10 protein-coding genes are annotated in these 12,034 nt (G+C 63.5%); 6 read left to right on the top strand and 4 right to left on the bottom strand.

Annotation, left to right across the window (positions count from 1 at the left end; genetic code table 11):
- The first annotated feature begins 18 nt into the window (after nt 1–18).
- Both JQ609_RS17110 and JQ609_RS17105 read left to right on the top strand, forming a co-directional pair.
- Nucleotides 19–1,848 (top strand): tannase/feruloyl esterase family alpha/beta hydrolase, encoded by a 1,830-nt coding sequence (locus tag JQ609_RS17110; protein WP_212274272.1) that lies wholly within the window; start codon nt 19–21, stop codon nt 1,846–1,848.
- Between the two features lie 263 nt (nt 1,849–2,111).
- A complete protein-coding gene (locus tag JQ609_RS17105; RefSeq protein ID WP_212274271.1) occupies nt 2,112–3,035 on the top strand; it encodes a DMT family transporter in 924 nt (307 codons plus the stop codon).
- A 3-nt stretch (nt 3,036–3,038) separates the two neighbouring features.
- On the opposite strand, the gene JQ609_RS17100 is transcribed toward JQ609_RS17105, so the two are convergent.
- Genes JQ609_RS17100 through JQ609_RS17090 form a run of 3 tightly spaced genes read right to left on the bottom strand, consistent with a single transcriptional unit; the run spans nt 3,039 to nt 6,245 of the window.
- Nucleotides 3,039–4,598 carry an MDR family MFS transporter gene (locus JQ609_RS17100; RefSeq protein ID WP_212274270.1) on the bottom strand — a complete coding sequence of 520 codons (1,560 nt, stop codon included), beginning with the start codon at nt 4,596–4,598 and terminating at the stop codon, nt 3,039–3,041.
- 2 nt (nt 4,599–4,600) lie between these two features.
- Nucleotides 4,601–5,773, bottom strand: a complete 1,173-nt coding sequence (locus JQ609_RS17095; RefSeq protein ID WP_212274269.1) for an HlyD family secretion protein — start codon at nt 5,771–5,773, stop codon at nt 4,601–4,603.
- Nucleotides 5,766–6,245 (bottom strand): MarR family winged helix-turn-helix transcriptional regulator, encoded by a 480-nt coding sequence (locus tag JQ609_RS17090; protein WP_212274268.1) that lies wholly within the window; start codon nt 6,243–6,245, stop codon nt 5,766–5,768. The genes JQ609_RS17095 and JQ609_RS17090 overlap by 8 nt, the downstream gene beginning before the upstream one ends.
- Nucleotides 6,246–6,399: 154 nt before the next feature.
- On the opposite strand from JQ609_RS17090, the gene JQ609_RS17085 reads away from it, so the two are divergent.
- Nucleotides 6,400–6,891 carry a Fur family transcriptional regulator gene (locus JQ609_RS17085; RefSeq protein ID WP_211995541.1) on the top strand — a complete coding sequence of 164 codons (492 nt, stop codon included), beginning with the start codon at nt 6,400–6,402 and terminating at the stop codon, nt 6,889–6,891.
- Between the two features lie 93 nt (nt 6,892–6,984).
- Nucleotides 6,985–7,926, top strand: coding sequence for a DMT family transporter (locus tag JQ609_RS17080; RefSeq protein WP_212274267.1), 942 nt, complete (start codon nt 6,985–6,987; stop codon nt 7,924–7,926).
- Between the two features lie 176 nt (nt 7,927–8,102).
- On the opposite strand, the gene JQ609_RS17075 is transcribed toward JQ609_RS17080, so the two are convergent.
- Nucleotides 8,103–8,969: a sulfurtransferase gene (locus tag JQ609_RS17075; protein ID WP_212274266.1), complete on the bottom strand. Its 867-nt coding sequence runs from the start codon at nt 8,967–8,969 to the stop codon at nt 8,103–8,105.
- 266 nt (nt 8,970–9,235) lie between these two features.
- Between JQ609_RS17075 and ispG the strand changes: the two genes are divergently transcribed.
- Together ispG and JQ609_RS17065 are read left to right on the top strand one after the other, a co-directional pair.
- Nucleotides 9,236–10,519: a flavodoxin-dependent (E)-4-hydroxy-3-methylbut-2-enyl-diphosphate synthase gene (gene ispG, locus JQ609_RS17070; RefSeq protein ID WP_212207158.1), complete on the top strand. Its 1,284-nt coding sequence runs from the start codon at nt 9,236–9,238 to the stop codon at nt 10,517–10,519.
- 162 nt (nt 10,520–10,681) lie between these two features.
- On the top strand, nt 10,682–11,563 hold the full coding sequence (locus JQ609_RS17065) for a TauD/TfdA family dioxygenase (RefSeq protein WP_212274265.1): 882 nt from the start codon (nt 10,682–10,684) through the stop codon (nt 11,561–11,563).
- The last annotated feature ends 471 nt before the right edge of the window (nt 11,564–12,034 follow it).

The raw sequence follows: 12,034 nt of genomic DNA, 5'->3' as shown, positions 1-12,034 counted from the left end.
TTACGGGGGAACGGAACGATGTCGATCACACCGGGCAAATGCATTTGGGCGGTCCTGTTGCTCGCTGCCTGCGGCCAGGTCACGCCTGCCTTGGCGCAGCAACTTCCCTGCGACGATGGCATCAAGACGGCTTTCAAGCCCGACGCCGAGACGGTCGTCGTTGCGGTTCGCCAGGTCAAGAAAGGCGAGGAATTAAAGGCGCCCGATGCGCCGCAGCCGGTGACGGCGGCGGCAGACATCTGCCTGGTGAAGCTGCTGGTCGGCCCCGGCGCTACGGCCGAAAAGGACAAGACCGCGCGCTCATACTCCGAGGGCATCGGCATCGAGGTCTGGCTGCCGGCGCCTGCCAACTGGAATGAGCGCATCCGCAATTATGGCGGCGGCGGCTGGGTCGGCGGCGGACATCGCATCGCCGGTCAGATCGGCAGCAAGGTCCCGGCGATCGTCAACGCCAATATCGGCTATGCGTCAGGCACCACGGATGCCGGCCAGCCCTGGTACCAGGACGGCTCGTTCACATTCCTCTCCGACGGCAAGCTCAATACCGAGGCGCTGCGCGACTTCTCTGTGCGCGCGATGGTGGAGCAGGCCAATAAGACCAAGGCGCTGGTCAACGTCTATTACGGCAAGGCGCCCAAATACACTTACTACGACGGCCATTCCCAGGGCGGCCGGCAGGGCATGAAGGTCTTCCAGGAATACCCTGAGCTCTACGATGGCTATCTGATTGCCCAGCCCGCGCCGAATATCGCGAAGTTCGGAACGTCCGGATTGTATCCGCAGATCGTGATGAAGACCGAACTCGGCTTCACGTCAGTGAACAAGGACGCCGCCAAGGCCTTTGCCGCCAAGGTCGCCGCCGCCAATCAGCGCGCCGTCGCCGCCTGCGACACCGCCGGACTTGGCTTCCTGCTTGATCCCTTTGCCTGCAACTACAATCCCGCGCGCGATGCGGCGGCGCTGTGTGCCGGCGCTGCCGGCGACGGCGTGACCGGCGGCAATCCGGATGCCGCGACCTGCATGAGCGCAAAGGAGGCGATGGCGCTGAACCGGATCTGGTACGGCGCCACACCGGACGGCAGTTTTGACGCCGCTCAGACGCCTGAAAGTCGCAGCGGCAAGTCGCTCGGCCCCAAACAAATCTGGTGGGCGTTCACCCGCGGGACCGGCATCGGCAATCAGATCACCAGCGCCGGCGTGGATAGCGTGGCCCAGGCGCTGCAGGATGTCAGCTATGCCGCCGATTCCAGCGCGACCGCGGCCATACCGATCACGAATGCTTCGACGACTGCGCGCAACAAATGGCTCGAACTCGATTACGCCGGTCTGGCCGACGCCGTCGCCAAGAACGTCGCGCTGCAGCCGACGCATTTCAGCAACCTCATCACCGACAAGGCGGATCTCGCAAAACTGCGCGACCTCGGCCGCAAGGTGGTGATCTGGACCGGCCTCGTCGACGATGCGATCCCGCCCGCCGGCAACATCAACTATCACGAGCGCGTGCTGGCTCAGATGGGCGGGCACGCCGAGGTGGCGAAGTTCATGCGGATGTATCTGGTGCCGGGCGCCGCGCACTCTTCGCAGGGCCGGGCCTACACGGTCGGCGGCAAGAACGACACCGTGCCGATGCCGAAACTGCCCGGCAATGCCAACCAGACGCCGACGCGCGAGCAGGACCAGTTCTTCACCGCGCTGGTCGATTGGGTCGAGAAGGGCGAAGCGCCCGGCGACATCCTGCTGACCTCGCGCGACAAGAGCATCAGCTATCCCGTCTGCGTCTATCCGCTGAAAACGACCTGGAACGGCAGCGGACCGGTCACGCAGGCCTCGAGCTTCGGCTGCCGGTAGTGTAGAGCGTGATGAGTTCAGGTTGAGGGGGCCCACTCGCCTCTATCGCCGTCATCCTGAGGTGCGCGCTCTTGCGCGCCTCGAAGGATGAGAAGCGCCCGTGACCCATCCCGCGAGGCTCGCCAGCGGTGCAAGTGCACCGCAAGGCTCGCACATCAGGATGACGATTCGATTTAAAATCATTGTCCTCGTTGAGGGTCGCCGCTGCTGTGCCGGCATGGTAGTTGGTACGGCATCGGAATGCCAGCCGGACCAGATCGACCATGAGCGAGCCAAAAACGGCAACAGGCGCGCGGACCCACGAAGTGCTGGGCCTGCTCGGTTTCCTGCTGGTCGCCACTGCCCAGGTCTCCAACATGATCCTGGCGCGCGGCGTGGCCGGCAGCGTTCCGCCATTCTCGATCGCGTTCTTCCGCTGGAGCATCGTGGCGCTCGGCCTGCTGCCGGTCGTCGTGATGGCGCTGCGCGAGAAGCCCGCAGCGTTGCGCGGGCAGTGGCCGGGCATCGCGCTGGCCGGATTTCTCGGCATGTTCATCTGCGGCGGTCCGGTCTATGTCGCCGGGATCACCACATCGGCGATCAACCTCGCGCTGATCATGGCGCTGTCGCCGATCGTCGTGCTGCTGTTCTCCTTTGCCTCGGGGCGGGAATCCATTGCCCGCAGGCAAATCATCGGCATGGCGGTCGCGCTGGCCGGCGCGCTCCTGATCATCACCAAAGGACAGGCCTCGGTCGGGACCGGCCTCTCCACCGGCGATCTCCTGGCGCTGCTCGCGATGCTGGGCTGGGCCGGATACACCTTGATGCAAAATCGCGTCGGCCAGGGCGTCAGCTTCCTGGCGCGGATCGGCCTGTTCGCGGCGGCCGGCGCGCTGTTCTCGCTGCCGTTTGCGGTCTATGAAATCTGGCAGACGCCGTCAGCCGCCTTCACCGGCCGCGCCGCGCTCGTCTATCTCTTCGCAGGCCTCGTTCCCGGGCTGTTTGCCTATGCGGCCTATGCCTTTCTCGGCGCGCGCTTCGGCGCGGTATCGACCTCGCTCAGCCTCTATCTCGGCCCGGTCGTCAGTGCTGCCCTGTCGATCCTCTTTCTCGGCGAGGCGCCGACGATCGTCCATCTGATCGGCGGTGCGCTGTCGCTTGGCGGCATGTATCTGTGCCTGCAGGCCAAACCAGGCGAGGCGAGATAGCCTCTACTCGATGACGGCATGATCGGGCGCCACCGACTGGGCGCGCAGCGTCGCCTTGGTCGAACCGATCATGATGGCCAGCGGGATCGATACCAGAACGAACAGCATCACCAGCTGGTAGTCCTGGGAGAAGGCGATGATCTGCGACTGCGCCTTGACCATGACGTCGGCCATGGCGCGGCCGGTGTCGGTGGTAAGATCGATCATGCCGCGTACATTGGGCATCTGCAGGGCGTGGTTGAACGGGTTGATATTTTCCGACAGCCCCGCATAGACCCGCCGCGATCCCTCGGTCAGCTGCGAGATCACGATGGAAATGCCGACCGAGCTCGCGACATTGCGCATCAATGTCAGCATCGAGGTGCCGTCGGTGCGCAGATGATTGGGCAGCGTCAGGAACGCCACGGTCGACAGCGGCACGAACACCAGGCCGAACCCAAATCCCTGCAGCACGCTGATCACGACGATCTCGGTGACGCCGGTCTGGTCGGTCCACCGCGTCATGTAGAACAGCGAAATAGCGGTGATGCTGAGGCCGGCGATGATCAGGTTGCGCGCCTCGACAAAGCGCATCATGCGGCCGACCAACATCATGGCGACGAAGGTGCCGCAGCCGCGGGTCGCCAGCAGCACGCCGGCGGTGATGATGGGATAGCCGATCACGTTCTGCAGGAACGGCGACGACAGCGCCATGGTCGAGAACAGCACCAGGCCCATGACCGCCATGAACACGCAGCCGCCGACGAAATTCTTGTCCTTGAACAGCGCGAACTGGATGAACGGCTTCGAGGTCGTGAACGAATGCGCCAGGAAATAATAGAAGCCGATGCCGGCGATGATGAACTCGGCGATGATCTCGTTGGATTCCAGCCAGCCGAGTTGCTCGCCGCGGTCGAGCGCCAGCTGCAGCGATCCGATCGCGACCGCGAGCGCCGTGAAGCCGAACCAGTCGAAGCGCAGCTCCTGGTCCTTTCCGGTTTCGTCCATGAAGATCATGAGGCCGAGCACGGTGAAGATGCCGAACGGCAGGTTGACGAAGAACACCCAGTGCCAGGAATAGGTTTCAGTCAGCCACGCGCCCAATGAGGGTCCCATGATCGGACCCATCATCACGCCCATGCCCCAGATCGCCATCGCCTTGGCGCGCTCATGCAGCGCGTAGGAATCCAGCATCACCGCCTGCGACAGCGGCACCAATGCCGCGCCGAACACGCCTTGCAGCAACCGAAACAGCACCATCTGGTTGATGTCCTGCGCGAGGCCGCACAGCACGGATGCGATCGTGAAGCCGGCCGAGCAGACGATGAAGATGCGCTTGCGGCCGAAGCGGTTGGCGATCCAGCCCACCGGCGCGGTCATGATCGCGGCGGCGACGATATAGGAAGTCAGCACCCAGTTGATCTGGTCCTGGGAGGCCGACAGCGAGCCCTGCATGTAAGGCAGCGCGACATTGGCGATCGTGGTGTCGAGCGCCTGCATGATCGTCGCCGTCATGGCGCAGATCGTCACCATGTTCCGGCGCAGGCCGGGAACCGCAGCAGGTGACGAGTCCGGCGCCGGCATGGTCAGTCGGTTTCGTGGTTAGCCGCGGCCGGTGTCAGGCCGAGCAGGTGCGCGAGCGAGCGGCGGTGATTGGTATCGATGCTGGCATAGACGCTCATGCCGGCTTTCAGCTTCCGGACAAACTTGTCGTTCTTGTCGAAATAGATCCGCACCGGGACGCGCTGCACCACCTTGACGAAATTGCCGGTGGCGTTCTGCGGCGGCAGGATCGCGAACTGCGCGCCGGTGCCGGGCGAGAGCGAGCCGACCGTGCCCTTGAACACGTGGTTGGGGAAGGCGTCGACGTCGAGCGTGACGCTCTGGCCGACCGCCACATAGGTGAAGTCGGATTCCTTCGGATTGGCGTCGACCCAGGGGTTGGCGACGTCGATGATGGAAAACACCGGGCTGCCCGCCATCACGAAGCGGCCGAGCTGGATCTGCTCGACCTGCGTCGCGACGCCGTTCATCGGCGCGCGCACGGTGGTCAGATCGAGGTTGCGCTGGGCGTCGTCGAGCGCCGCCTTGGCCTGCATGTAAGCCGGGAATTCTTCCAGCGGCAACTCGGGGTTGCCGAGCAGCTGGTTGAGCGCGTTGGACCGCTGCTGCGTGACAATCTGGCGCTGCGCCTGCGCGGTGACCAGGGTCGTGGCGCTGTTGTCGAGATCGAGCTGCGAGCCGGCCTGGCTCTTGACCAGCGAATTCTTGCGCTCGACGTCCTTTTGCTTGAGCGCGATGCCGGCGTTGACCAGTTCGATGGTCTGTCCGTACAGCTTCACATTGGCGACAAGGGTGTCGTGGCTGACCTTGGCGTCGTCGAGTTTGGAACGCGCCTGCGCCACCGCCAGCCGGAACGGTACCGGGTCGATCTGGAACAGGGTGTCGCCGGTCGAGACCTGCTGGCCTTCCTTCACCGTCACGCTGATGATCTTGCCTGACACGTCCGACGTGATCAGCACCTTCTGCGCGCCGACATAGGCATCGTCAGTGGTCACGTAACGGCCGCCGTTGAGATAGAAGGTGATGCCGGCTATCGCCGCGACCAGCGGCAGCACCACCAGCAGCAGGAAACGGCGATAGCGGCGCATGCCGGCCATCAGCCGGCGGCGCGGTTCGGCGGCCAGCTTCGGGCGCGGCGTCGGCGAATCCGGACTGGCCTTCTGCTCGGGCGGGAATTTGAGCACGGGATCAGCCATAGCGCTGCTCCTTCCGGGGTGGTTCGCCGGGCGGATTCTGGACCGCGTTGCGAACGTTTTCCTTGATCAGATCGAGTTGCGACAACAGGCGGTGGGCGTCGGCGGGATTGATGCCGTCCAGCGCAGTCGCGGTGAGTTCGGAGCGCAAGCCGCTGAGCTTGCCCAACAATGGGCGCGCGGCCTTCTTCAGGTAAAGCCGGTTGACGCGGCGGTCGGTCTCGTCGCCGCGGCGCTCGATCCAGCCATTGTCGCAGAGCTTGTCGATCAGCCGCGTCAGCGTGATCGGCTGCATTTCCATCAGTTCGGCGAGTTCCGTCTGCTTCAGGCCTTCGGATCGTTCGACCTTGGCCAAAACCGCCCATTGCGCGCGGGTGATGCCATAGCGCGCCGCCTGCTTGTCGGCATAGGCGCGCACCATCCGCTGCACCTCGCCGAGCGTAAACAGGAAGTTCATATCCACGGAACCGCGCATCGCCAGCCTCCATAAGCTTTGGATATTATAAGCTTGCTTATGAATTCCACATGCCGGGTTAATTAGGTACCAGCTCCGCCCTCAGAACATGGCTGGTGTCTGCGATACCACCGGGCTTTGGGATTGGGCGCCAAAATGCTACAAACTCGACGCAATGACCCTGGCAAAACCCACCTTTCCGGCACCCGACCACGATCACGGCCGCTGCGCCGCGGATGCGATCGCGCATGCCGAGCAGGTTTGCGCCAAGCGGGCGCAGAAATTCACCCCGATCCGGCGTCAGGTGCTGCAGGCGCTATTGTCCAGCCACCGTCCGCTCGGGGCCTATGAGGTGATCGACGAACTCGCCAAGACGATGCCGCGGCCGGCCCCGATCACGGTCTACCGCGCGCTGGATTTTTTGATGGAAAACGGCCTCGTCCACCGCATCGAAAGCCGCAACGCCTTCCTCGCCTGCGCGCACGACCATGACGCGACCGCGATGGTGGCGTTCCTGATCTGCGACCATTGCGGCTCGGTCGGCGAAATTCCCGCGGCCCCGGTTGCCCAAAGCCTCAATGCCGCGGCGCGCGCGTCCGGCTTTGCGCCAAAGCTTTCCGTCGTCGAGATTGCCGGCACCTGCGCGCATTGTCAGAAAGCTCCTTAGATTTTTGGCATGATCCTTCTCCAAAAACCGGAAAACCACTTTTCGGGATCATGCCTGTAACCAACACGGCGCCAAGCCGGGCTACGAGGATAAATGTCGTCCAATCCTGTGATCTCTGCCGCCGGGCGTGCCCTCACCCCGGGCGCTATCGCCTTGATGCTGATGCTGTGCCTGAGCTGGGGTTTCAATCAGATCGCGGTGAAGCTGGTATTGCCGGACGTGCCGCCGATGCTGCAGGCCCTGGCCCGCTCGCTCGGCGCGTTGCCGGTGTTGCTGATCATCGGCTGGTTTCGCGGCGTCAGATTCTTCGAGCGCGACGGCACGCTGTGGCCGGGCGTCATTGCGGGCATGATCTTCGGCATTGAATTCGTGCTGATCTACCGCGGCCTGCTGCTGACGTCGGCGTCGCGCGCCGCGGTGTTTCTCTACACCGCGCCGTTTTTCGTCGCGCTCGGCTCCTATGTCTTTCTCGGCGAACGGCTGCGCGCCTCGCAATGGGGCGGACTCGCTTTGAGTTTTGCCGGCGTGGCGCTGGCGATCGGCGTCCCCCAGGCCAATGTCGACGCCAATGTGTTGATGGGCGACCTGCTGATCGTCGCCGGCGGCGCGCTGTGGGCGACCACGACGCTGATCGTCAAGGCGACCGCGCTGATCAAGGCGCCGGCGGAAAAGGGGCTCGGCTATCAGGTGGCGATCTCGATCCCGATTCTCGCTGCCGCGGCGTGGATTTCAGGCGAAACCATCACCCACGTTCCCGGACCGCTATCGCTGGCGCTGCTGGCCTATCAGGCGTTCTGGGTCGTGGGCCTGACGTTCCTGCTGTGGTTTGCGCTGGTAAAGACCTATTCGGCCAGCAAATTGTCGGCCTTCACCTTCATCACCCCGCTGTTCGGCGTGGTGGCCGCGTATTTCATCCTGCATGATACGCTGACGATCGCGTTTGGTGTCGCAGCATTGCTGGTCATCGCCGGGCTCTATCTCGTCAACCGGCCGGAAGCGGCGAGGGCGGAGGTCGCACCGGATCCGAATGTGTGATGGGGTGAATGTGCTGCGCCACCATCACAAGTGTCGTCGCCCGGCTTGACCGGGCGATTCAGTACGCCGCGGCTTATCGCTTCTATCGCAAACTTCTCTGGAATACTGGGTCGCCCGGTCAAGCCGGGCGATGACAGCGGTGTATGCGCGAGCACTTCGCTCTTAAGAAAGTTCCGCTAATCCGTCTCGATCGGCAGCGTCTCATCCTTGGCCCATTCGCCCATCGAGGCGTCATAGAGCGTGAGGTTGTCGTAGCCGAGCCGGTGCAGCAGGAACAGGTCGATCGTCGCCGAGATGCCGCCGCCGCAATAGGCGATCACCTGCTTGTCCTTGCGCAGGCCTTGCGTCGCAAATTTCGCTTCGGCGTCCGCGAGCAGCACGAAAACGCGCGTCGAGGGATCGAGCAAGGTTGCGGCTGATACATTGCAACTGCCGGGGATCCGGCCGGGCCGGCCGTAGCGGCTCGGCTCCAGGCCCTTGTGGAATTGCGGGCCGAGCGCATTGACGACCACGGCGCTGTGATCCCTGATCGCGGCCATCACCTCGTCCTTGCCGACAAAAAAGCCGGGTCGCGGTTGTGCCGTGAAGGTGGCCTTCTTGTATCCCTTGGCGGACCCGGTCTCGATCTCCCGCTCCTCGGCCTTCCATTTGTCGAAGCAGCCATCGAGCACGGCGACATTGTCAAAGCCGAGCGATCGCAGCATCCACCAGAACCGCGTCGCCCACATCGGCGTGCCGATGGAATACAGCACGACGCGGCTGTCTGCACTGACGCCGTGACGCCCGAACGCCGCCTCGAGCTGCGCGATATCAGGCATCATGAAGCGGAGCTCGATGCCCTGTTTGGAGAATTCGCCCTGCAGGTCGAGAAAATCGGCGCCGGGAATATGGCCGGCCGCGAAGGTCTGGTCGCCGGGCACCGCGATATAGGGCGCGTTGCTGCCCGCGGGCGCCGGTTCGAGATAGGTCGTGCAGTCGAACAGCCGCAGGTTGGGCCGATCGAGGATGCCGGCAAGTTCCACCGTGCTGATGAGCTCCGACATGCTGACCTCCCGTTAATTTGAACAATGCTAGGGTGTGCGGCAACGGATGAAAAGCCGCCCTGCCCGGCGCAAGCAGCTCTTTCAATCCGGCGCTTCCTGTCCAATATAGCTGACAGGGGAGGCCGAGTGTTGATCGCCCACCTCGAACCGTTATGGCCGAATTAAGCCATTGAAAATACAGAGATAAAGTTCAAATTCGGATGCGGCCGGCTGGCCCATTTCGGTCCCCTTGGTGAATGTCACCAAAACCTGATATTCGAGACGCCATGAACAAGCCCGAAAAACCGCCGCAAGACGACGTCGCCGGCCCCAGCGCCCGGCATCAAACCACCCAGGTCATGGTCGGCAATGTCGCCGTCGGCGGGGGTGCGCCGATCGTCGTGCAATCGATGACCAACACCGACACCGCCGATATCGACGGCACCATCGCCCAGGTCGCCGCCCTCTCGCGCGCCGGATCGGAAATGGTCCGCATCACGGTGGATCGCGAGGAGGCCGCCGCCGCCGTTCCGCACATCCGCGACGGCCTGCGCAAGCGCGGCATCACCACGCCCCTGATCGGCGACTTCCATTACATCGGCCACAAGCTGCTGGCGGATTATCCGGCCTGCGCCGAGGCGCTCGACAAATACCGCATCAATCCCGGCAATGTCGGCTTCAAGAACAAGCGCGACACCCAGTTTGCCGACATCATCGAGATCGCCAACAAGAACGACAAGCCGGTCCGCATCGGCGCCAATTGGGGCTCGCTCGACCAGGAACTGCTCACCAAGCTGATGGACGAGAACATGCTCTTGCCGAACCCGCGCGATGCGCGGGCGGTGATGCGCGAGGCGATGGTGCAGTCGGCGCTATTGTCGGCGGCGCGCGCCGAAGAGCTCGGCATGCCCAAGAACAAGATGATCCTGTCGGCGAAGGTTTCCGCCGTGCAGGATCTAATCTCGGTCTACGAGGTGCTCGCGGAGCGCTCGGACTACGCGATCCATCTCGGCCTCACCGAAGCCGGCATGGGATCGAAGGGCATCGTGGCGTCGTCAGCGGCGCTCGGCATCCTCCTGCAGCAAGGCATCGGCGACACCATCCGCATTTCGCTCACCCCCGAACCCGGCGGCGATCGCACACTGGAAGTTCAGGTCGCGCAGGAACTGCTGCAGACCATGGGTTTTCGAACCTTCGTGCCGCTGGTCGCGGCATGCCCCGGCTGCGGCCGCACCACGTCCACCACGTTCCAGGAACTGGCGCGCTCGATCCAGGATTTCATCCGCGAAGAGATGCCGGCCTGGAAGACGCAGTATCCGGGCGTCGAGGCCCTGAACGTCGCGGTCATGGGCTGCATCGTCAACGGCCCCGGCGAATCCAAGCACGCCAATATCGGCATCTCGCTGCCCGGCACCGGCGAAGCCCCGGCCGCCCCGGTGTTCGTCGACGGCAAGAAGTTCCGCACGTTGCGCGGCCCCTCCATCGCCGCCGACTTCAAGGCGCTGGTGATCGATTACATCGATCAGCGCTATGGCGCGGGCGCGAAGGCACCGGTGACGGCGGCGGAGTAACGCTTGTAGGGTGGGTTAGCGAAGCGTAACCCACCATCTTTGTCCTCCCTTCAGCGGTGGGTTACGCCTTCGGCTAACCCACCCTACGCACCGATCCCGATTGCTCTTCTCATCATTCGGGCTACGATGCTTCCCAATCAATAATGATTGGGAGAAACGCCGATGAGTTCACTCTCCAGCAAGCAGGGACCCCGTTATCGGCACATCGCCGGCGAGAGCGAGCCGTATGAGACCATCGGCGTCGAGAAGCTGACCCCGATCATCGGTGCGGAGATTTCGGGCGTCGATCTCGCTGGCTCGCTGTCGAACCGCACGATGGATGAAATCCATCGCGCGCTCGCCGAAAACCTCGTGATCTTCTTTCGCGACCAGCACATCACGCCGCAGCAGCATCTGGCGTTCGGCCGGCAGTTCGGCGAACTGCACATTCACCCCGCAGCGCCGCATGAGGGCGACGATCCCGCGCTGATGAAGATCTACGCCGACAAGGATTCGCCGCGCGCCAATGGCGAGGGCTGGCACACCGATGTGTCCTGCGACGTCGAGCCGCCGATGGGCTCGATCCTCTACATCAAGCAGTGCCCGCCGCGCGGCGGCGACACGCTGTTCGCCAACATGTATGCGGCCTATGAAGCGCTGTCGGACCGCATGAAGACCTATCTCGACGGGCTCACCGCGCTGCATGACGGCGAGCAGACGTATCGCGGGCTCTACGCCAATTACGGCGTGGCCGACCGCCCGGAATATCCTCGCGCCGAGCATCCTGTGGTGCGCACCCATCCGGTTACGGCTAAGAAGGCGCTCTACGTCAACCGCGGTTTTACGCGATTCCTGATCGGCGTTCCCCGCGACGAGAGTGACGCGATGCTGGCCTATCTCTACCAGCACGCGGAAAATCCGCTGTTCCAGTGCCGCTTCCGCTGGACCGAAAACGCCATCGCTTTCTGGGACAACCGCTGCGCCCAGCACCGCGCGATGTGGGATTACTGGCCGCATACCCGTTCGGGCACGCGCGTGACGGTGAGGGGCGAACGGCCGGTGTAGCTATCTTCACCGTCATTGCGAGCGCGGCGAAGCAATCCATGTCTCTGCGCGTGGCGCTATGGATTGCGTCGCTACGCTCGCAACGACGGTCAAAGTGCGACAAAACAACCCCGACGGGCAAATCACTTCCGGTTTACGGAAATCGTGTCAAGTATAAAATTTCTGTAAATCGAAAATATTTCAGTTGCGGTCCGACCCAAATCAGTGCGCATCTATCGCCATCCCGTCCTACTCAGAAGGGCGTCGGCCGTCGTCACGGACGTTGGGCGGGTTGCGGTGGACGCTGGTTTACGCTTCGACGACGGCGTGGACTAAGCGTACGGCAAAACCGTGTGGTCCTGGCACCCGTTGCAGGTGTCAAGCTGTCGGCTAAGCGTGAGCTGAACCGGCGGTGACGGAGTCAACCCAGAACTCGTCTCCGGGGAGAGCACGGCATAAGCCGTAAAGCCATTGCGCAGGGAAGGCCGGGTG

It is taken from the genome of Bradyrhizobium sp. AUGA SZCCT0169, assembly GCF_018130085.1.
Lineage (GTDB): Bacteria > Pseudomonadota > Alphaproteobacteria > Rhizobiales > Xanthobacteraceae > Bradyrhizobium.
Note: the sequence above shows the minus strand (reverse complement) of the source record. Positions and strands in the feature narration are given on the sequence as shown.